We start from the raw sequence: 21,411 nt of genomic DNA, 5'->3' as shown, positions 1-21,411 counted from the left end.
GAAGAGATACTCCCTCTTATCTTCAAAAAGGCATCACCTCTTAGAATTTATAATTTGCTTTAAATCTTAGCTCATCCAAATCTGCTGTAAATTTGGTATTGTTTGAATAACGTGTTGTTTCAATCTCTTGTTTTTCATACTGAAGCTCTAAACTAAGTCCTTTTAATGCAGGAACTGCATAGCTTATACCAGCAGCATAGGATGTATAGTCAGCGCTTGTTTGAGCACTTTTAACACGATCTTGATTTGCTAGAGCATATTGTAAAATACTCTTCAATCCTGTAACACCTAGTTTAGAAAAATCATAGGTTAAATCAAAACGATAAGAGTCTGTATTTGCTCTTAAAGATGGGCTACTTGCTTTTACCAATGTTGCTGTATAGCTTGATGCGCCATTTCCCATACCTGCGATGACAGCATCATCTTTGCTGTTGGTTGCAGCAGTAAATGCAGCACCAAAACCAGCCAATTCACTAATTGAAATACGTCCTGCAGTTTGTGTACCATCGTAAGAGACTGCGTTCACACCCGTTCCTGTAACCAAGTCTGTTTTAGATCCACGGAAATTTGCATCGAATCCTAGTTTAAAACCGTTCATTGGAAGAACGTAGTTGGCTTCAGTATAGTAAACATCGACATCATCAGCTTTGTTAACATCACCTGCCCATGCATATTGACCTGTTAATGTAAGATTAGGAATCGATTTATTAATAATAGCAACCGTATAAGCATCATCAAATGCATAAGTTGTACTAGCACTAACTCCTAAGAAAATAGCACGTTTTTCAAATGTTGGAGCATCACCATCACTTGAACCCATACCCGTACTGGTTCTTCCTTGGAATTTATCGACATATCCAGCGATCAATGTGGTTGATGGAACGTCTGTGTTGACAATCGTTGCACCTTCAAAAGACTCTTTTACAATACGTGAACCACTACCATTAACAATAGGTGTTGAAATAAATTGACGACCAATTTTTGCATTGGTTTTACCAATGGTATAGCCTAAATACGCTTCTGATAGAACAGCACCTGAACCCCACATATCATCTTTATAAGCTTCTTTACCCTCTTCATCAACAAATGGTGCAGCATTGGCTTGCATCGTTGCACCAACATTAAAGCCATAAAACGTATCGGTCACATAATTTAAGATAAGCGCTGTATTAAGAATATCTCCTGATTTTGTGGTATCTTTAACAACGCTTGTAGGAGCTGTAGAAGAATTCAGTTTCTCTGTATCTTTATCAAAATACCATGCTCTAAGCTCGCCACTTGCTTTACCATTTTTAAATGCATCTGCAAGCGTATCTGCGGCAAATGTATGTGATGCAAGACTTGCAACGACTACTGCTACTAAACTCAATTTTACGAATTGCATAACTATCCTTTTTTAATTTTAGAAGAAGCCCATACTCCATGGTGTGAAGAATGGGCTTAAAAGCATTATCCTAATTTACTCGCACTAATAACGTTGTAATCAAGTCCAAGCTGTTTAGCAGGAATACCAAGTGCTAGACCAACTAATTGTGAGAGGTGAAGTACTGGTACACGCGCTTTTGATTTAGTAGTCTCTTGTGCATCATCTTGGTAAATGTCTAATTGCATTTGGCACAGAGGACACGGTGTGACGACACAGTCCGCTTTTGATTCAGCCGCACTGTTTACAATGCCACTGGTCATTTTCATAACAGACTTCTCCGCAGGATATACCGCATGGAAACCACAGCAATCCAAACGTTTGCTAAAAGGTACAACCTCAGCGCCCAAAGCTTTAACAACGGTTTCAAAACTGGTTGGATTGGTTGAACTTTCAAACCCAAGATCTTTACCTGGTCTGACACTGTGACATCCATAAAAAACAGCGACTTTTAAACCTGAGAGAGGTTTTTTCACTTTAGATTTAATCATCTCAGCATTTTGAGCCAATACCCAAAGAAGGCTTGTCACTTCACTACTACCTTTATAGTTCATATTTCCTTTAGCAAGGTAGGTATTGATTTTCTCTTTTTGACCATTGTCTAATTGTGCTTTCGCACGACGTAACATCAATAAACATGTACTGCAGGTTGTAAGCAGTGGCAAGTTCATCTTCTCTGCCAAAGCTAGGTTACGCGCATTGGCAACCAGTGTTGCTAGAGGATCAACGTCTTGTGCTTGAGAAGCACCACAACAACTCCATCCATTAATCTCTCTTAATTTAATTCCCAAAATTGGGGCTATTGCCTCAAGAGACATTTTCGCTTCAATAGCGGCTTGAGTAAGCACGCATCCAGGGAAAAAAGCAAATTCATTTTGCATACGTTACTCCTTGTTTGCAGCTTTTGCTGCTTCAATCATTTTTACTAAGTCTTTATGACCTTCAATGGTATGACCACCAAAGATTTCGAGTGGATTCATTTTTCCTGCACGCATTAAGGTAATGGCTGTACCTGCACGAAGCGCTGTACTGACACCTTCAGTTCTAAGAGCAAGACGGATTTCATTCAAACGACCTGAATCTTCCACTAAGTCTGTGTAGAATGATTTTGCGTGTGCTGGACCAACACCAGAGTTTAGACCTTTTCTCATAGCCATTGCACGAAGTCCTGCGATGTCTTCTGCAGCACTGATGTGTTTTGGACAACGGTTGGTACATTCATGACAGTGAACACAGTTCCATAGACCATTAGCAACTGCCGGTTTAACGTGAATCATTGGATCTTTCGTACGTGAGTCATTGGCAACTTTCCATGCTCGTGTATAGACAAACGGTTCCATGTAGTCAGAACGATCTGCTGTGAGTTTATTACACTCAGAAGCACACACACCACATAAGATACAATCCCATTGTCCCACAATACGGTCGTACTCTTCTTGGTTTTGAATACAACCCTCTTTTTCTGAGAATTTATCTTTCGCAACCAAACCTGGTTTTACTTTGCGAAGATTCTCAATTGCAGGCTCCCAATCTACAGCAAGATCAGAAATGACCGTATAGTTTGAAAGCGGAGAGATACGAAACGTATCGGCATCTTTGTACTCTTCAAAAAGCTCTGTCATTTTGGTATCACAGGCAAGATAAGAGTGACCATTGACACGCACACCACACGCACCACAAATCGCCATACGACACGATGCAGTAAAGTTAAGTGTTAAATCAAGATGCTGTTTAATAAAAAGCAACGTTCCTAACAAGGTCAATGCTTCTATATCCTTTTTTTCTACCGTATAGGTTTGTTGATAATTTTTTTTGCCATCAAAGCGATCAATGATAAATTTCATTAGTATTTCCTCTCTTCAATTTTAAACTGACCGACAACAACATCTTTCCAGTCTAAATGCATTTTACCGCTCTCATCCATGGTAACCATCGAGTGTTTTAAGAAGTTAACATCATCACGTTTGAGGTAATCCTCTCTAAAGTGAGAACCACGTGATTCTTTACGTGCTGTTGCACCCATAAGTGCGGCACGAGATGCAAGAAGCAAGTTGCCAAGTTCAACATATTCTGTATACGCAGTATTAAATACTGGATTTGAATTTGGAATACGAATTGCCTCATATCGCGCTTGGAATTCAGCATGTTTGTCAGCAAGAGCGAGTAATTTAGACTCTGTTCTAAAGATACCCATGTTATACCAGTTAGCCGCACCCATCTCTTCACGAAGAGCGTACATATCGTTTACATTACCTTTGTTTGAGCCGGTAATCTCTTTAAAATGACTTGTCCATTTAATCGTAAGATCATGCAATCGTTTACCAGAACCGAAGTCTGCTTTAGCCGCGTATTCGGCAGCATTGATACCTGCAATTTTTCCTGTAACCGTTGCATCACACAATGAGTTACCACCAAGGCGGTTTGCGCCATGGATAGAAACACATGAAGCTTCACCCGCTGCAAAAAGTCCTGGAGCTGTTGTTGACATCGTATCAATACTTGTAACGTGAATACCACCCATAGAGTAGTGTGCTGTAGGACGAATCGCGATTGGTTTTTCAACCAAGTCCATATTTTCAAACAATAGACCGATGTGGCGAATTTGAGGTAAGTTTCTCATGATTTTTTCTTTACCCAAATGCGTTACATCAAGAAGAACATACGCTTCCATATCGTGACCAAACGCACGGCCTTCACGAATCTCTGTCTCAATAGAACGTGCAACAATATCACGAGGTGCAAGTTCCATTTTGTTTGGAACATAACGTTTCATAAAACGCTCACCTTGGTTGTTGAGCAAGATACCACCCTCACCGCGTGCCGCTTCCGTAATGAGCGTACCACCATGGCAGACACCCGTTGGATGGAATTGAAGCATCTCAGGGTCTTTAAACGCTAAACCAGCTCTAAGAGCTGCAGCAGCGCCATCACCCGTTGCGATGTAAGGCGTTGATGTTCTGTTCCAAAATACTCGCGTATAACCGCCTGTTGCCAAAACAACAGATTTTGCACGAACAGGAGCAATATCACCTGTTCTAATATTACGTAAAACAACACCTTCGCAGTGACCATTTTCAATGCTAAGATCGAGCATATGATGATCCATCAAAAACTTAACACCGTGTTTTAGGGCATCATCTAAACAGGTATGGGTAAGGATATGTCCTGTTTTATCAGAGGCAAAGTTACAGCGGATTTTTGAAGCACCACCAGCATAACGTTTGTCCACTTCACCTTTGGCATTACGAGAGAAAGGCATACCAATGTAATCAAGTTCATGAATTGCCGCACCTGCGTAGGTAGCAAATTTCATAGCTGTATCTTGATCTACCAAGAAGTCACCACCTTTAACAGTGTCTTTTGCATGAAGTTCAAAAGAATCGCCTTCACTAAAATCAATAACACCGTTAATTCCACCCTCTGCCATGGTTGTAGCACTTCTGGTTGGCATCACTTTACTCACAACAACAACGCTTAAATTTGGATTTTTTTTACGTGCTGCTACAGCCGCTCTAAGACCTGCGGCACCTGAACCTATAATCAATACATCGCAGCTTGGTATCCCTGATGTATTTGGTGTAGAGGCAGAAGTTGCAGCAAACGCTTTGTCAGCGCCCGTTGTACTTACAGCCAACGCACCCATGGTAATACAAGCAGACTGCAGAAACTCTCTTCTGGTAAACTGTTCACTCATAAGATTTCCTCTAAATGATTTTATAAATTTAAAATTATTTTTTTCAAATACTTTTTAAATTTAATAACAGCAAAATATTAATACACTTTTACCCATAAGTCAAAGTACATTTTATGTATATTCTCATAGGTTTTTCATTATGATAGAAAACCTTACAAAATATCGTAATAAAGGAGTTTATATGAGTTTAAAACAAATAGAATGTGTTGTCATGGTTGCGAAATTAAAAAGCTTTACAAAGGCTGCACACAAGCTTAAAATTGCGCAACCTTCCTTAAGTCAGAGTATCAATATTCTAGAAAAGCAGATTGGGGTTCCTCTTTTTGATCGAAGTACAACACCTATTAGCCTCACCCATGCAGGAGAGATTTATCTCTCAAAAGCTAACGCTATCATAGACCTCTATAATGATCTTAATGTACAAATGCGTGATGTGACAGGATTTGAAAATGGAAAATTGCGGTTAGGAATTACACAGACAGGTTATCATTTCATTCAAGATGCGCTCTCAACGTTTTATAAAAAATTTCCAAATACCGATTTGAACATTACACAAGTCTTCTCAACGCTCAATTTGAAAAAAATGCTTCTCGATGGCGATATTGATATAGGAACGCTGATCTTACCACTCAATACAGAAGAGTTAAAGTATAAGATTATCAAAGAAGAACAAGTATGTCTTGCACTGCCTATTACGCATCCGCTTGCTCAAAAAACAAAGAAAAAAGCGAAGGGCTACCCTACGATTGACTTAAGTGAACTCAAAAATGAAAAATTCATCCTACCTAAAGATAGCCAAAGAAGCCGTCCTATTTATGATTCTATCTTTAAAAAAGCAGGATTTGAACCAAAAGTTTTTTGCGAAACTGAAACGTTTGATATTGCCAATTCTATCGTTGCATCAGGCATCGGTGCTTGTTTTACCTTACCTCAATTTATCAAAGAAGACAAACAAGATAAACTCATGCTTTTTAGTATTGATGAGCCACTCTTAACACGTACCATTGTTCTTGCGTATCGAAAAGATAAGCGTTTATCGAGAATTGCATATGAGTTTTTATCTATTGCAAAAAGTGTGTAAATGACCTTGAAAAATAGGAAAGATTATAGAGCTATTGGAGCACTCGTCCCATAGCAATAGGGTGTTGGCTCTCTTTTTTCTCTTTGCTTGACCAGTAAAGCCCTATAGGAGAGCCATTGTCATTGATGCGAAACCACATATCGCCACTGCCGATACCATCGATTCCCTCTTCTCTGGTATCATTGGCATGTTTTCCTTTTGAAGCATCGATCACACGAATACGAAAAAGATGAGATTCTTCTTGAACTGGCTTTTGCGAGACAATCACAACATGCCCTGTATCTTTTTTTTGCAAACTTGGGTCATATTTCCATGCGATGATATCGCCACGCTCAAGTTCAAGAATGGTTTTAATAGCCATCCAATGGTTATTTGGAGTCTCTAAACCTTTAAAATAATCATAATAATTTTGCGCTCTTGAACGGGTATGTTTAGCATCTATTGGTAATAGTGTAAGTGCCGAAGGTGCTTTTTTATGCAAAATATAACTGACAAACGAAGAGCAATCCACACGGTAATACCCTTTTACTTCATCAATCGATGTTTTATGGTCGTAGTGGCTCTCTTGATGTGTCTGTAAAATGCGCTGCGCCTCTTGAAAAACCTCATCGGAAACAGCTCCATAACTGTACAAAAGAACACAACAAAGGGTTAGAAATGCTTTCATTACTTATACGCTTTCATTACTTTTACGACTCATACGCACTAAAATCATCACTGTTAGAGCTATCATCAGTGAACCCATAATCCAGTAAAGCTTTAGCATACTATGGTTAAACGCATATGCTTTTTCAGTATCAACAGAGACAACACTAAACCAGCCATTATGTAATTCTCCAAAAGCAATCAGCTCTTTTACACCATCAAATTCATAGGAGTATGTACCCTCTTTTTGACTTATCATATACTCGTACATTTTCTTAAACGCTGAATTTTGGTCTTGTAAATTAACATTAATCATCGATTTATCAGGGTGAATAATAATCTTTCCACTGGCATTGACAATAAACGCATACCCCTCGTCCATAGCAATAGTTTTAATTTTACGGTAGAGTTTATTGACATAAAACGATGCGGCTACAACACCTTCCTTTTTGCCATTGACCAATACTGGAGTCATAATGGTTACTGTGAGTTGGTTGCTGGCAAACCCTACAAAAGGCTCTGAAATCACTGTTGCATTTGCTTCAAGTCCTTCTGCATACCATGGTCTATTACGAGGGTCATACCAGTCGCGGTTTAGCTCTTTCCCGGTGTCATACATCATTCTGCCATCTTCCAAACCAAAATAGACCTGAACAGCATTAATTGATTTTTTATAACGTGCTAGAATGGGAACAATCTCCTCTTTCGTAAAAGGCGCATGCATTTCTAATTCTTTTGCAACATCTTGAACTTGGCGCATGCTCGGTTGCATCCATCCATTAATGTCTGTTTGAAGCGATTTCATAATGCTTATTTGCTTTGCAGTAATCTCTTTTTCCAAATAAAACTTCATTTTAAAGTACGAAACACTTCCAAAAAGCAATAAAAAAAAAGTGAGTAAAACGCCTGCAACCATAGCAACGCGTTCGTTAAACGTCCATGACATACTTATCCTTATCTGTAAAGCTTTCTAGCACACCATAACATGATGACTATAGCTAAAAAAAGTTGCGTTAAAGTTGCTTTTTAATGTCTAACGAGGTCTTGGAACCGTTACACAAAACGCCACACCATCATCGACATTTCCAACCGTAATAATACCCTTCATATTATTTTCAATAATCATTCGAGACATAAACAACCCAATACCTGTACCATTACTCTTCTCTTTTGTAAAAAAAGGTTCAAAAATATGAGAAAAATCTTCATCTTTAATACCTCCAGCATTATCAATGACAGAAACTTTCGAATATTCTACATTTTGATCGATTTCAATGACAATACGTCCCTTCGCTATGGCCCTTGCAATTAAAATATCCTTTGCATTTGAAATCAAGTTGATGATCACTTGCGCATACTCATTTTTGAGCCCATATGCCATAGCATTGGGTAGATGTTCAACGACTTCTAATGTAATGCGGTGATGATGCAAAGTCGCTTTCATAATGTTGATCGCTTCAGCCACCACTTCATTAATACAAAAAGCATTTAGCTCTTTTTGCGGTGAAAAGAAATTTCTAAAATCATCAATGGTTCGAGACATAAATTGAATGACTCGGTTTGAAGAGACAATGGTATCGACCACATCATGTTCTGTGACTTTGGCCTTAAAATGAATCGCCGCTTGCAAATCCATCAAAATTGCCGATAATTCCATCAATGGTTGTCGCCATTGATGTGCGATGTTGCCTATCATCTCACCCATACTTGCGAACCTACTTTGGCGATACATCACCATATCTTTTTCACGGCTGATTTCAACTTCTTTTTTAATACGTGATTCTAATTCGTGGTTTAGGGTATCTAAAGATTTTGTAGCCTCTTCTAGGCGGCTCTTTTTTAGCCTCATCTCAAAATAAAGCGCAAAAGCAATGGCAGAGAAAAGAATAAAAAAGAATACGAGCTGCAAAACAACACTGTAATCAAACCCTTTTGGGGAACGTTCAGGAATCCACTTCTGGATTAACCGTGGCATTTCTTCTTTTAAGACACTCTGCGTTGTTTGCTCTAAAATAGAACGCAAAGGCTGATTGTCCGATAAAAGTGCAAAACCAATAGGCATAGAAAGTGGAATTTGTGCAGATACTTTGAGGTTATTGGCGATATGGTGTGAAAAGAGATGAGAAACTGTAAAATTGGAGGTAATAAATCCATAATATTTCCCCTCTTCTACGCCTTTTAAGCCTTCTAGCTCTGTATGCACTAAGCTTAGTGTTAAAGAGGGAAATGTAGCATGTAAATTAGAAATCATTGGATGGTCTTTTTGTATCGCAAACGGACGCTGTGCAATCTCTTTAAAGTCTGAGACATAACCCCTATCATCAGTGGTTAACACTACAAGAGGCACATCTAAAAGAGACGATGTAACGGCTATTTTTGCATCCGTATCTAAAGATTCACTTGTCATAGCAATAAAATCGCATTTATGACTGAGTAACTTTTGAATGGACTCTTCTTTTGAACGTGTAGGCACAAGTTGGAGTGGAATATCCAAATTCTTTTCCAAAAGAGCGATTACATCTGCACCCATTCCATCATAGCGATTTTGCACGATATCGCCGTATGGAAGGCTGTTTGGAATAGCACAAAACTGTAAAACATGCTGTCCCATCAAAAAGAATTTTTCATCTTGGCTGAGGGGGACTTTGATGTTGGTTTGACGAAAAGAGTTAGAAGGAAAAAAACGATTTCGTGCAAAGACCATCTCTTTGTAGTCAATCTCTGCCATAGCCTTGTTTAAGATGGAGATAAATACAATATTTTCCTTTGCTGTTGTGAGATACATCTTTACCATCGGAAAATCTGCATTATTATGCAAAGGGATACTTTGCAAAGAAGAGATCATTTTAGACTCTAAATGCACCGTAAAAATTTCATGTAATCCAATGGCGAGGTCTGCCTCTTGTTCCGCCACTTTTACGACAGCCTCTTCTACACTGTTTACGATTTCAATGCTGGCATCAGGATTTTTCTCTTTGATCGTAGTAGCAAACGCATCTTCTTTGAGCATGACAATACGCAATTTTTCAATCGACTCTAATGTCGGGGAAAGCTGATAAATCTTTGGCAACAACAAAGCAGGTTGTAAAACGCCAATGGGAAATTTGCTAAACTGAAACGCAGTGTCGTCCAATGGCTCAAAACTTGGGAAAAGTGCGGCATCTAACATTCCAGAAGCAAGTTGTTTCTTTGCCTCTTCTCGTGAGATGTTGGTTACAAAGTTAAGATCGACATCGAGTTTTCTTGCCAAAAGACGCAAATAATGAATGGCATAACCGTTTAAATAATTATCATACGTATAACTGTAAAAATAGACATCAGGTTCGACATAGACGTTCAAAACAGGTTTCGCATCGATGTAGGCTTTCTCTTTTTTGTTTAAAAAAGTTTCTGTACTTGAAAACAGCGCAGTTGACAGTAAAACCAATGAGAGAACAAAAAGGGTGAATTGCTTCATGGCAATTATCATAACATACAAACAAAAAAAAGCTTATTAGCGACTTTTTTTGCTTATAATAACACTACCTTCTTTCATATGTGAGGATCAAAGATGCATGATCATGTCAAAATCATCCCTTTTTTTACTATCGCACTGATTGCATCGATTGCATGGTTTATTAGGCCCGAAGTCATCGAGTTACACTCATGGCATACACTGATTATCTTCCTTAGTACCATTGCCGCGATTATGTTTAACGTGATGCCTATGGGTGCTATTGGCATCGTAAGTATCACTCTATTTGCTATCACGGGAGCAGCAGGAGCCATTTCATCCAAAAAAGCGGTTACCGATGCGCTCAGTGGTTTTAACAGTGACCTTATTTGGTTAATTGTCATTGCATTTTTTATGGCAAAAGGTTTTATCAAAACGGGACTTGGTGAGCGCATCGCCCTTTTAATGATTCGTTATTTTGGTAAACGTACCCTTGGGCTTGCATATGCGCTCTCTTTGGCAGACCTCATTTTAGCACCTGCGACACCTAGTAGTACGGCTCGTTCGGGTGGTGTAATTTATCCTATTGCAACAGCACTTTCACATACGTTCAAATCCTATCCCAATGATCCTACACGAAAAAAAATGGGTGCCTATCTTATGATGTGCATTAGTCATATCAACGATATTACAGGAACGCTTTTTATTACAGCGTATGCGGCAAATCCCCTGATTGTTAAATTTGCCAGTAGTTTTGGAGTTCAATTAAGTTGGGGAAATTGGTTTATTGCCGCAAGTATTCCCGCTCTCATCTCTTTCTTTTTTATTCCGATTGCGCTTTATTTCATTATGAAACCACAAATTGAAGAGACACGGGAAGCCCATCATTTTGCGACACAAGAGCTTGTCAAGAAAGGTTCATTTTCTAGAAATGAACTTATTATGGGCATTACTTTTATAGGCGTTTTATTCTTATGGGTTTTTGGAACAAGCTTTGGTATTCATGCCACAACAACGGCACTTATTGGACTTAGTACGCTCATTATCACTGGGGTGTTAAGTTGGGATGATGTCAAAAGTGAAAAAACAGCATGGGACACCCTCATCTGGCTTTCAGCACTACTGATGATGGCAGAATTTTTGCATAAACTTGGCTTTACAAAATGGTTTGGATCAATCATTGGAGAGCACTTACTGATTATGACCTCTATGCACTGGGTGATTATTTTAGTCGTTCTCAATGCCATTTATACCTATACACATTACTTTTTTGCCAGTGGTACAGCCCAAGTAGCGGCTTTATATGTCGTCTTTTTGGGAGTAGGAATTAAACTTGGTATTCCTATTTATCCATTAGCCCTACTTTTGGGCTTTTCCAGTAGTCTATACGGTTCACTAACACCCTATACCCATGCCAGAGGGGTTATCATATTTGACTCAGGCTATGTCACAAAACAAGAGTGGTTAAGTGCTGGCTTTATGATTAACCTACTCAATCAGCTTATTTTCACTGTAGTGGGTCTTGCATGGTGGAAAATGGTTGGACTTTATTAAAACAAGGATGAATTATGTCGTACCACGTTGAAAATGATTTTTCACTACAAACAACACTCAAATCACTTCATATTCTCTACATCGAAGATGATGCTTCCATTCGAGTGACCATCACAAAGGTACTACATTACTTTAGTGATGCTATCTTAGCCCTTGAATCTGCCGAAGAAGCCATAAAAGCGTATGAAGAATTTCATCCTGACATTATTATCTGCGATATCAATCTTCCTGGTATGAGTGGTATTGATTTTGTGAAATGGGTACGTCAATTTGACGAAAAATCTCAAATCTTTCTTCTCACCGCCTATACCGATAAAGAGTATCTTTTAGAAGCGGTTAAACTCTCTTTGGTGGATTATCTCACCAAGCCTATTGACTTTACCATGCTAGAGAAAACACTGAAAAACGCTGCGCGTAAAGTCATTCAACATAAAACGCTCAATGTACAATTTATCTCTGGCGCAATCTATTGTTATCAACAACGCAGTGTCACATACCATAATACTATCCACTCTTTGACGGCAAAAGAGGTCAAACTATTAGATCATCTCATCTCCAATCAAAGTCGTATGACCTCAAAAGAAGAACTTCAAAAAAGCCTTTGGGATGAAGACATGGGTAGTGAAAGTGCCTTTAAAAGCCTTGTCAATAAACTCCGTTCTAAAATAGGCAAAGAATCTATTGAAAATATCTCAGGGGTTGGGTATCGTATTCTTCTTGCTTAAAACCTCTTTTTTGTTTCTTTGAGTGACTTCTTTACTACTGCACCCCTTTTTAAGCCGACCTATGCAATCATTTTTTTTAAAGGTTCAAAAAGCGACTTTCCAGAAACTTTTTTCTCCTAAACTTCTTCTGTCTTGAGAATTATTTCACACAAGGAGAAAGGTATGAAACTAGCTAAACTTAGTTTGGCGGCTATCGTCGTTGCTGGTCTTACAACCAGTTCATTTGCAGCAGATACACTCGCTGATGCATTTAAAGAGGGAAAAATTAGTGGAGAGCTTCGCGCTTGGTATTTTGATCGTGATAAAGATAAAGCAAATTCAAGTGCTGACATTTTTATTACAGGTATGCAACTTCACTATGAAACAGGCACATTTTATGGCCTTAGCTTAGGCTTAACATCCCAAACAAGTGCAGCACCATTTGCAGATGCAACGGCTAAAGCTGTTTTTGGAACAGGCGGAACAAATGATGATATCTATGGCTCTGGAACACAACTCTCAGAAGCCTATGTTCTTTATACATTAGGCAAAACAACCGCTAAAATCGGTCGTCAATTTATTAAAACACCTCTTATTGGTAGCAGTACTTCTAGACCAATTACACAATCGTTTGAAGGTGCATTAGTAACCAATACTGATCTTCCAAGCACAAGTGTTATGGTTGGAGCTATTACAAAATACCAAGATAGAACCGATGGTGCGGGTAATGTATCTAACTTCAATGAACTTAACAATGACCATGATTATGCCTACACAGCAATGATTGTCAACAAATCTATTCCTAATGTAGAGTTAACAGTTCAGTACTTAACCTTTGATGATGATGCAAAAGGCTCAAGTGCAAGCAGCCGTATTCAAGGCTATAAAGACTACTACTTTGAAGCAGAATATACAAACAAATACAACAATTTTGATTATGGCATTGCCATGAACTACCTCTATTCTGACTGGAAGCATTATGACGAAGCAACCATGTTAGGTGTTAAATTAAGTCTTGGATATGGAGATTTCAAAACCTATGTAGCATACTCCACTATCAGTGATGATGATGGCAACAAAGGTGTTAAAGCAGGTCTTGGTGGTGGTGCACAACCTAACTATGTCAAAGGTAAACAAGTCAGAGTTGGAACTTATAGCTCAGACACAACAGGTTATACTGTAGATGCCAACTATAACTTTAAAGAAATTGGTCTAACCACAGGTGCTCGCTATACAGCGCTTGATGTCGCATCAAAACCTGCCAATAATGACCAAACGATCACTGACCTTTACGGCAGCTATAAATTCGTCGGCGCCCTTAAAGGGTTAGAAGCTGATATCATTTATACCATCCTCGGTGACGAATCAGAAAAAACAGCATCCGCAGGCACTGGTAAAGGCGAAGAACTTTGGTTTAAAGCCAACTATAAATTTTAATACATCCTTTTTGTAAGTTCCGATGAAGCAGTAAAACGCTGCTTCATGGGTTAACCTGTATAACGATATGGAGCAATCTATTATGAAATCTAAACCAAAATTATCATCAATTTTAATCAAAAGTTGTCTTTTAGCAAGCACTGCACTCTCTTTTTCTTTTGCTGCACCTCAACAACAACCATGCCCTGCTGAAGTAAAAGATCTTCCTGCAGAAACAACATGTTGGTCAGGACAAGATGAAGCGGGTGCCTATTATTGGGTTGCAAAACCTAAAGAGTGGAATGGCAATTTAGTGCTTCATTCACACGGAGGTCCTGCTCTTGGGAAACACCCTAAAGCAGAACGTGCTATTGAAGATTTTGAACGCTGGTCCATTTGGGTGCGAAGCGGTAATGCTCTCGCTGTCACATCTTATAGACAAGGTGGCGTAGCCCTTATGTCAGCCGCAGAAGATACCGCACGTCTTTTACCTATTGCTTCCAAACTGGTAGGTAAGACAAAGAAAGTCATTTTACATGGACAGTCATGGGGCGGTGGTGTCGCTGCGCGTGCTGCTGAAGTAGGTGGCCCTCTTTCAAAAGTACAACCTCAAATCGATGCTGTACTCCTTACAAGTGGCGTTCTTGCAGGCGGTACAAAATCGTATGATTTTAGACTGGATTTAAGAGTTGTATGGCAAGCTCTTTGTGAAAATCATCCGCGCGCCAATGAGATTCAATACCCTCTCTGGCAAGGGTTGGCCTCAAAAGACGCCAAAATGAGTAAAGAAGATCTCACTCAAAGAGTCAATGAATGTTTAGGACTCAATAAACCAGAAGCGGAACGCTCAGAGAAACAGAAAGAAAACCTTAAAACCATTGTCAATGTCATTAAAATCCCTGAAAAAAGTATTCAAGGGCATCTTGCTTGGGCAACACAACACTTCCAAGACATCGTTTTCAACCGTTTAGATGGTCGTAACCCATTTGGGAATGAAAACGTGAAGTATGTTGGTTCATCTAATGATGAAGAGCTTAATAAAAAAGTGCTTCGCTATAAAGCAGATCCAACTGCTGTTGCTGATTTTGGTAAAGATACCAATCCAACAGGAAATATCGCACTTCCAATCATCACAATGCGTGCTGTCAATGATTCTATCGCTTTTGTTGAGCTCGCAAGTGCATGGGAAGAGACCGTTGCAAAAGCAGGACACAGTAAAAACTTAGTTCAGCTTTATACCAACGATAAAGAACATAGTTATCTGAGCGACGCACAATATGTAGCCGCCATGAATGCCCTTCTTACATGGGTAGAGAGTGGGAAAAAACCAACACCTCAAGACGTTGCACAAAAGTGTATTACACTGGATGCAAAATGGAAACCACAAGGTGATTGTCGTATTTTACCTGAGTACAAACCAGCACCACTTTCAACAAGAGTTCCCGCAAGATAAGTTACATAAAACTATCCAATCTTTTTCACATCATCATATTTTATTTTCTCGTAGATATGATGATGTGATGGAACTTTATCTACCATTTTTAGCATATACATCCATCCAAATTATCAAGAAAACTTCATAACATCATAAGGTGTTTTCCACTCTTTTTTTAGCACTTTTGGGTTTATTAATACAGAGAATGGTAAAATACAAACATATAAGAGTTCTACATCAAAAGGTTTGAAGAAAATGAGCGAGAGCAAAGATTTTTTACGCACGAAAGTTGAAGAGGACCTAGCCTCTGGAAAATATAAAAACATCGTTACGAGATTTCCTCCTGAGCCTAATGGATTCCCTCACATTGGACATGCTAAGTCTATCTGTATCAATTTCGGCATTGCCCGTGATTACAAAGGGCATTGTAACCTCAGAATGGATGACACAAACCCGACAACAGAAGATATGAAATACGTTGAAGCGCTTAAAGATGCAGTAAAATGGCTTGGATTTGATTGGAAGGACACCGTCTATTTCGCATCAGATTATTTTCCTAAGATTTATGACTATGCTGTACAGCTCGTTAAGATGGGCAAAGCGTATGTCGATAGCCTGAACGAAGAAGAAATCCGCGAATACCGTGGAACCATTAAAGAACCAGGGCGTAGAAGTAAATACGCAGAACGCAGCATTGAAGAAAATCTAGACCTACTGGAGCGCATGAAAAAGGGTGAATTTAAAGATGGTGAGCATGTTTTAAGAGCTAAAATCGATATGGCTGCTGCCAATATGAAAATGAGAGATCCTCTTTTATACCGTATCCGCCACGCGCACCATTTTAGAACAGGCGACACATGGTGCATCTACCCAATGTACGACTTTGCCCACTGCTTATCAGACTACATCGAAGGGGTAACGCACTCTATCTGTACCTTAGAGTTTGAAAACAACCGTGACATTTATGACTGGGTACTCGATGCACTCGAACTCACGCCTCCACGCCCATATCAACATGAATTTGCACGTTTGGGCATGAACTATACCGTCATGAGCAAACGAAAACTTTTAGAACTCGTCAATGGCAACTATGTGAATGGCTGGGATGACCCTCGCCTTCCAACGATTGCTGGCTATAAACGACGTGGTTATACACCAGAATCGATCATCAATTTTTGTGACCAAATCGGTATCGCTAAAGCGAACTCCATGGTCGATGTCGCGCAACTTGAATTTTGTATTAGAGATGATTTAAACAAAAAAGTTCCTCGTGTCATGTGCGTATTAGACCCACTTAAAGTGACCATTGAAAATTACGAAGGTGAAGAAGAGATTGATGCTTCGTACTATCCTCACGATGTTCCTAAAGAAGGTTCACGCAAACTACCTTTCTCAAAAGAGATTTACATCGAGCGTGATGACTTTATGGAAAATCCTCCAGCAGACTATTTCCGTCTTAGCCCAGAACAACCCGTGCGCCTCAAACACGCCTATATTATCAGCGTTAAAGAGGTCATCAAAGATGCTCACGGAAAGATCGTAGAAATCAAAGCAACCTATGCGCCTAATTCCAAAAGTGGCGAGGATACCAGTGGCATCAAAACAAAAAGCGCGATTCATTGGGTGAGTGCAAAACACGCGAAGAATGTTGAAGTACGTTTGTATGAAAGACTCTACAAAGTTGATGCGCCTGAAGGGTTGGAAGATCTTAACCCTGATTCTCTGCACATCCTTAAAAATGCGTATGTTGAGCCAGCTGTCATTAGTGAAAAACCCGATGTGAGATTCCAGTTTGAGAGACAAGGTTATTTCTATGCAGACCCAATAGATTATACGGATGTAAAACCTGTCTTTAACAAAATCGTAGGTCTGAAAGACTCTTGGGCAAAAAAAGTAGAATCTACCGAAAAACCAACACCTAAACCTCAAGCTCAAAAAGTTGCTCACGTTGAAGGCGAAGTTGCACCTATGAATGAGGAAGAACAAGCACTTTTTAATACATACACAACAGAGTTAAAACTCAATGCAGAAATTGCCAATACGCTTGCGCGTGATGTTGAGCTTTCACGCTTTTACAACGAAGCGCTTAGTGTCTTTAAAAGCCCTATTACGCTTGCCAATATTATCGCCAATGAAGTCGCACGTGAACTGAAACAAACGAGTGAACTCACATTCAGCGCAAAAGAAGTTGCAGAACTCGCTAAAATGATCGATGAAGGTGTTATTTCAAATAAAATCGCCAAACAAGTCTTTGAAGAGATGGCACAAACAGGAGAACAACCAAAAGCCATTGTTGAAGCCAAAGGGCTCGTTCAAATCAGCGATCCTGAAAAACTCAAACCTCTCATCGATGATGTCATCGCAAAAAATCCTGACAATGTCGCAAAATACAAAGCAGGCAATACCAATCTTTTTGGCTTCTTTGTAGGACAAGTGCTTAAAAGCAGTGGTGGCAAAGCAAATCCAAGTGTTGTCAACGACCTTGTAGCGGAGAAACTCAAGCATGTATAGAGTTTCCCTCTTCCCTACGCGTGATCTGCACCTAAGCGACCTTAGAGTTGCTTTGATAAATTACATCTGTGCAAAGCAAACGGGCAAGCATCTCATCGTGCGTGTTGAAGATGGCGATAAAGCCCATAATATCGACGGAAAAGACCAAGAGCTTTTAGACATAATAGCTCTTTTTGGCATTTCGTATTCGCATCTTTACTACCAAAGCGACAACTTTAAATACCATCTTCAGTTCGCATCAACATTGTTAGATAGAAAAAAAGCCTTTATCTGTTTTTGCCCCGATGAAAAAGCAACTCCATATGATGGCAGATGCGAGCATCTAAGTCCTGATGAAGTGTTGAACAATCCAAACCCCTTTGTGATTCGCATGAAAACAGAACCTATCAGTGATAGCTTTGTTATTATGGCGCGAAATAAATACCCAACCTATACTTTTGCATGCGCATTTGATGACATGCTTCAAGGCGTTTCTACCATTATCCAAGATGAAGCATATCTTGAAAACAGCTCTAAAGAAGAGCTTATCCGCCATGCTATCGGCTATGATCAAGCCATTTCATATACGCATCTACCGACGGTACATGAAAGTGAGAAAAGCGTTCAGTGGCTTTTAGATCAAGGCTATATGCCTGAAGCGATTGCGAATTATCTTCTGCTTTTAAGCACTCCAACACCAACAGAAATCTTCACGCTGGAAGAGGCACTTTCATGGTTTGACATTGCCACTATTTCCAAAGATTCTGTGCATTTTGATATGGAAAAACTTGGTTTCATCAACCGTGAACACATCAAAAAGCTCTCTGATATGGAACTGTCAAAACGTATCGGATATGCATGTGAAAACATTGGGAAACTAGCAAAGCTTTACACCAAAGAAGTGAGCACAACCCTTGAAATCAAACAAAAAATAGATGTTATCTTTGCCAAAAAAGAGCCACTTGCGACCTTTGAGGCAGAGAGTAAACTACTTCAAGAGCTTATTTTCAATGCGCCCTATTTTGAAATGTTTGATGAATTTCAAGCCTATTTGCTAGAGAAAAGTAACCTACATGATGAAGCGTTTTTTAAACCGCTTCATTTTTGGCTAAGCGGGTCAGTTCAAGGTCTTGAACTGGCTCTTATGTATCCACTGATTAAAAACTATCTGAAGGAGATTGTTAGATGATCGTTTTAGCGACACTCATTGAAGCATTTGCCACCATTTTACATACCTTAATCAACATCTATATTTGGGTGGTGATTATTGCAGCTCTTATTACCTTTGTGCGACCTGATCCGTACAACCCTATTGTGCAGATTCTCTTTCGCTTAACGAACCCAGTTTATGCCTTTATTCGAAGGCTTGTTCCAACCCTTATTGGTGGGATCGATCTTGCACCGTTGATTGTAATTTTAACATTACAATTTATTGATCTTTTTGCAGTTAAACTTCTTTTTGCGCTCGCCAATGCTTTATAAATTTTTTATAGGCCTTTTTCTCTGCCTTTGTATTTGCATTGACCTGTTTGCTGATGAGCCCGTAAATTTTGCATTTTTCAATGATAAACCACGCAGTCTTGCGAAAGATTTTTACATCTACGAATATGTACAAAGTGATGCGGTCACTCCCAAAGAAGCTAAAGCGCTCTTTGGGATGGTGCATACCATGAACATGCGCTTTTTCCACCTTTTTGCAAAGAAAATGGACAATCTTGAGTATAAAAAAATCTCTAAGTGTGTTGATTTAGACGTAAGTGCTTTACTAAAAGAAGATGACGAATGTCTCAATATGGGTATTAATATCGCGAAAGTGACTTCACTTCCTAAAGGTCAACTCAAGCTCATCAAACCTCGTCTTAAACACAATAAAGAGCTTGTCAACCTTATTACGTTGATGGAAAATGAAAATGTTTATGAAGCAGCTCTGAGTAGTGATATAAACACCTTTCTAACCCTCTTTAATGGCAGCATTACTGCCTATAAAGCTGCCATTTTCAATCAAAATATTATTCCAAAAGAGCAGATGGATAGACTTTCCCACTCTGCGAAATTCAATCAATTTGCCTACAATGTTGCGCAAAATGATAAACTCGATAATGTTCAAAAATCACTCTTATATGTAACTCCTGCAGCGGGTGTAAATGCCAAAGCCCTCTTTTATTTAGGACTCAATTCGCTTAAATACGAAGAAAAAGAACGCGCCCTTTACTTTTTTGAACTCTCGAATGAACGCTCAACCAAAGGAGAAGAGAAAGACAAAGCCCTCTTTTGGCAATACCTTGTCACAAAAGATAAACACTATTTAGAGCGCATCGTACAAGACAACGACATCAATATGTATTCTCTTTATGCGTATGAGATGCTTGATTTGCCATATAAAAATATCGTCTCACCTGTGCTGGAAGGTATACACCCAAGTTTCAATGTCAACGATCCTTTTGCATGGATCAAAGTAATGAATAAAGTTTATCATATGAATAGTGAAGAGGTTGAAACACTCGCACAAAGTTTTAAATATGCCAATACTTTGCCACATTACAGCTATCTGATGGAGCGTGCTACTCGCTATAGCAAGAATTATTACCCTATTCCGTATCCTGAAGAAATTAGTAGTTATACGATTCATCGTCAAGCGCTTATGCTAGCCATTGCGCGCCAAGAAAGCCGATTTATCCCCTCTGTAGTTTCAACATCGTATGCCTTAGGAATGATGCAATTTATGCCATTTGTCGCTCGGGATATTGCAAAAAAAGAGAAGCTAGAGGATTTTTCAGTCTCCGCTATGTTTGATCCACGTATCGCCTATCTCTTTGGCAATATTCATCTCAATTTCTTAGAAAAAAGTTTATACCACCCGCTCTTTGTAGCGTATGCCTATAACGGTGGAATGGGCTTTACGAAGAAACATCTTCAAGCAGGTGCGTTTAGTGATGGAAGGTATGAGCCGTTTTTAAGTATGGAGACTATGATCAATGAAGAGAGTCGAGAGTACGGTAAAAAAGTACTCGCGAACTATGTCGTATATCGTCATCTTCTAGGAGAAGATGTTTCGATTAAAAATCTTTTCGAAATTTTACTGGTACCCGCTGCGACTGATCGCTTTCGAAACTAATTTCCATCTCAATTTCATCTGTTTTTGGTGCTTGGACTAACACATAGTTGGTCCATGCATTCGTTGTTGGAAGTAATTTGAGCAATGGATAATCTCTATTTAAAGGAGCGACGGTAAGATTTTCATCGGAACCATTGACTTGAAAACCAGAAAGTGTTACTTTTTCGAACGCGCCATCGCCTGATGCTTTGTATGTTCCAACAATAAATTTCTCACTCTCTTGTGTCACTAATTCATGATTGATTGGATTGATATAGGTGATAATGACAAAAGTTTTAGAGGTTTCAGAATTTTTTATTTCTATTTTTTTCGAGTTTGCCATACTGTAGTCAAGTGTTTTTTCATCCATATTATCAGCCAATTTTGAAGCACACCCACTCATTAAAAACGCTACTAAAACCACTGCCATAAAACGCATCAT

Annotated in this window: 17 protein-coding genes; 9 read left to right on the top strand and 8 right to left on the bottom strand. The window is 39.2% G+C overall.

Annotation, left to right across the window (positions count from 1 at the left end):
• Nucleotides 1-40: 40 nt before the first annotated feature.
• From UCH001_RS03955 to sdhA, 4 genes are all read right to left on the bottom strand, one after another.
• On the bottom strand, nt 41-1,384 hold the full coding sequence (locus UCH001_RS03955) for an OprD family outer membrane porin (RefSeq protein ID WP_067174550.1): 1,344 nt from the start codon (nt 1,382-1,384) through the stop codon (nt 41-43).
• A 65-nt stretch (nt 1,385-1,449) separates the two neighbouring features.
• Nucleotides 1,450-2,304, bottom strand: a complete 855-nt coding sequence (sdhE, locus tag UCH001_RS03950) for an 8-methylmenaquinol:fumarate reductase membrane anchor subunit (protein ID WP_067174548.1) — start codon at nt 2,302-2,304, stop codon at nt 1,450-1,452.
• A gap of 3 nt (nt 2,305-2,307) precedes the next feature.
• Nucleotides 2,308-3,267 (bottom strand): succinate dehydrogenase/fumarate reductase iron-sulfur subunit, encoded by a 960-nt coding sequence (locus tag UCH001_RS03945; RefSeq protein ID WP_067174546.1) that lies wholly within the window; start codon nt 3,265-3,267, stop codon nt 2,308-2,310.
• Complete coding sequence (gene sdhA / locus UCH001_RS03940) at nt 3,267-5,117, bottom strand: 8-methylmenaquinol:fumarate reductase flavoprotein subunit (protein WP_067174543.1); 1,851 nt, start codon at nt 5,115-5,117, stop codon at nt 3,267-3,269. Before sdhA ends, UCH001_RS03945 begins: the two co-directional genes overlap by 1 nt.
• 181 nt (nt 5,118-5,298) lie before the next feature.
• On the opposite strand from sdhA, the gene UCH001_RS03935 reads away from it, so the two are divergent.
• On the top strand, nt 5,299-6,198 hold the full coding sequence (locus UCH001_RS03935) for a LysR family transcriptional regulator (RefSeq protein WP_067174541.1): 900 nt from the start codon (nt 5,299-5,301) through the stop codon (nt 6,196-6,198).
• 31 nt (nt 6,199-6,229) lie between these two features.
• Here UCH001_RS03935 and UCH001_RS03930 read toward each other — a convergent pair whose 3' ends face one another.
• The 3 genes from UCH001_RS03930 to UCH001_RS03920 form a co-directional block, all read right to left on the bottom strand.
• Nucleotides 6,230-6,865 (bottom strand): hypothetical protein, encoded by a 636-nt coding sequence (locus tag UCH001_RS03930; protein ID WP_067174538.1) that lies wholly within the window; start codon nt 6,863-6,865, stop codon nt 6,230-6,232.
• 3 nt (nt 6,866-6,868) lie between these two features.
• Nucleotides 6,869-7,789: a cache domain-containing protein gene (locus tag UCH001_RS03925; protein ID WP_067174535.1), complete on the bottom strand. Its 921-nt coding sequence runs from the start codon at nt 7,787-7,789 to the stop codon at nt 6,869-6,871.
• Between the two features lie 87 nt (nt 7,790-7,876).
• Nucleotides 7,877-10,300, bottom strand: a complete 2,424-nt coding sequence (locus tag UCH001_RS03920) for an ATP-binding protein (protein WP_067174532.1) — start codon at nt 10,298-10,300, stop codon at nt 7,877-7,879.
• Between the two features lie 93 nt (nt 10,301-10,393).
• On the opposite strand from UCH001_RS03920, the gene UCH001_RS03915 reads away from it, so the two are divergent.
• From UCH001_RS03915 to UCH001_RS03880, 8 genes are all read left to right on the top strand, one after another.
• A complete protein-coding gene (locus UCH001_RS03915) occupies nt 10,394-11,830 on the top strand; it encodes a DASS family sodium-coupled anion symporter (protein WP_067174529.1) in 1,437 nt (478 codons plus the stop codon).
• 14 nt (nt 11,831-11,844) lie between these two features.
• The gene (locus tag UCH001_RS03910; protein WP_067174526.1) at nt 11,845-12,555 is read left to right on the top strand and encodes a response regulator transcription factor; all 711 of its coding nucleotides are present in this window, start codon (nt 11,845-11,847) and stop codon (nt 12,553-12,555) included.
• A 162-nt stretch (nt 12,556-12,717) separates the two neighbouring features.
• Nucleotides 12,718-13,971: an OprD family outer membrane porin gene (locus UCH001_RS03905; RefSeq protein ID WP_067174523.1), complete on the top strand. Its 1,254-nt coding sequence runs from the start codon at nt 12,718-12,720 to the stop codon at nt 13,969-13,971.
• An 82-nt stretch (nt 13,972-14,053) separates the two neighbouring features.
• Nucleotides 14,054-15,403 carry a hypothetical protein gene (locus UCH001_RS03900; RefSeq protein WP_197651435.1) on the top strand — a complete coding sequence of 450 codons (1,350 nt, stop codon included), beginning with the start codon at nt 14,054-14,056 and terminating at the stop codon, nt 15,401-15,403.
• A 237-nt stretch (nt 15,404-15,640) separates the two neighbouring features.
• Nucleotides 15,641-17,896, top strand: coding sequence for a glutamine--tRNA ligase/YqeY domain fusion protein (locus UCH001_RS03895; RefSeq protein WP_067174518.1), 2,256 nt, complete (start codon nt 15,641-15,643; stop codon nt 17,894-17,896).
• Entirely contained in the window at nt 17,889-19,064 is a 1,176-nt protein-coding gene (locus UCH001_RS03890; protein ID WP_067174515.1) for a glutamate--tRNA ligase family protein, read from the top strand. Before UCH001_RS03895 ends, UCH001_RS03890 begins: the two co-directional genes overlap by 8 nt.
• Nucleotides 19,061-19,357, top strand: coding sequence for a YggT family protein (locus UCH001_RS03885; protein WP_082705655.1), 297 nt, complete (start codon nt 19,061-19,063; stop codon nt 19,355-19,357). The genes UCH001_RS03890 and UCH001_RS03885 overlap by 4 nt, the downstream gene beginning before the upstream one ends.
• Nucleotides 19,347-20,990: a lytic transglycosylase domain-containing protein gene (locus UCH001_RS03880; protein ID WP_067174512.1), complete on the top strand. Its 1,644-nt coding sequence runs from the start codon at nt 19,347-19,349 to the stop codon at nt 20,988-20,990. The genes UCH001_RS03885 and UCH001_RS03880 overlap by 11 nt, the downstream gene beginning before the upstream one ends.
• Here the strand turns inward: UCH001_RS03880 and UCH001_RS03875 are convergent.
• Nucleotides 20,932-21,408: a hypothetical protein gene (locus tag UCH001_RS03875; RefSeq protein ID WP_067174509.1), complete on the bottom strand. Its 477-nt coding sequence runs from the start codon at nt 21,406-21,408 to the stop codon at nt 20,932-20,934. The genes UCH001_RS03880 and UCH001_RS03875 overlap by 59 nt on opposite strands.
• Between the last annotated feature and the right edge of the window lie 3 nt (nt 21,409-21,411).

Origin of the sequence: Sulfurospirillum sp. UCH001, from assembly GCF_001548035.1 — a bacterium.
In the GTDB taxonomy this organism is placed as follows: Bacteria; Campylobacterota; Campylobacteria; order Campylobacterales; family Sulfurospirillaceae; genus Sulfurospirillum.
Note: the sequence above shows the minus strand (reverse complement) of the source record. Positions and strands in the feature narration are given on the sequence as shown.

Coding starts and splice junctions, on each gene's coding strand:
- UCH001_RS03890 (WP_067174515.1), top strand. CDS start 17,889: ATGTATAGAGTTTCCCTCTTCCCTACGCGTGATCTGCACCTAAGCGAC.
- UCH001_RS03920 (WP_067174532.1), bottom strand. CDS start 10,300: ATGAAGCAATTCACCCTTTTTGTTCTCTCATTGGTTTTACTGTCAACT.
- sdhE (WP_067174548.1), bottom strand. CDS start 2,304: ATGCAAAATGAATTTGCTTTTTTCCCTGGATGCGTGCTTACTCAAGCC.
- UCH001_RS03895 (WP_067174518.1), top strand. CDS start 15,641: ATGAGCGAGAGCAAAGATTTTTTACGCACGAAAGTTGAAGAGGACCTA.
- UCH001_RS03875 (WP_067174509.1), bottom strand. CDS start 21,408: ATGCGTTTTATGGCAGTGGTTTTAGTAGCGTTTTTAATGAGTGGGTGT.
- UCH001_RS03910 (WP_067174526.1), top strand. CDS start 11,845: ATGTCGTACCACGTTGAAAATGATTTTTCACTACAAACAACACTCAAA.
- UCH001_RS03915 (WP_067174529.1), top strand. CDS start 10,394: ATGCATGATCATGTCAAAATCATCCCTTTTTTTACTATCGCACTGATT.
- UCH001_RS03885 (WP_082705655.1), top strand. CDS start 19,061: ATGATCGTTTTAGCGACACTCATTGAAGCATTTGCCACCATTTTACAT.
- UCH001_RS03905 (WP_067174523.1), top strand. CDS start 12,718: ATGAAACTAGCTAAACTTAGTTTGGCGGCTATCGTCGTTGCTGGTCTT.
- UCH001_RS03955 (WP_067174550.1), bottom strand. CDS start 1,384: ATGCAATTCGTAAAATTGAGTTTAGTAGCAGTAGTCGTTGCAAGTCTT.
- UCH001_RS03935 (WP_067174541.1), top strand. CDS start 5,299: ATGAGTTTAAAACAAATAGAATGTGTTGTCATGGTTGCGAAATTAAAA.
- sdhA (WP_067174543.1), bottom strand. CDS start 5,117: ATGAGTGAACAGTTTACCAGAAGAGAGTTTCTGCAGTCTGCTTGTATT.
- UCH001_RS03930 (WP_067174538.1), bottom strand. CDS start 6,865: ATGAAAGCATTTCTAACCCTTTGTTGTGTTCTTTTGTACAGTTATGGA.
- UCH001_RS03880 (WP_067174512.1), top strand. CDS start 19,347: ATGCTTTATAAATTTTTTATAGGCCTTTTTCTCTGCCTTTGTATTTGC.
- UCH001_RS03945 (WP_067174546.1), bottom strand. CDS start 3,267: ATGAAATTTATCATTGATCGCTTTGATGGCAAAAAAAATTATCAACAA.
- UCH001_RS03900 (WP_197651435.1), top strand. CDS start 14,054: ATGAAATCTAAACCAAAATTATCATCAATTTTAATCAAAAGTTGTCTT.
- UCH001_RS03925 (WP_067174535.1), bottom strand. CDS start 7,789: ATGTCATGGACGTTTAACGAACGCGTTGCTATGGTTGCAGGCGTTTTA.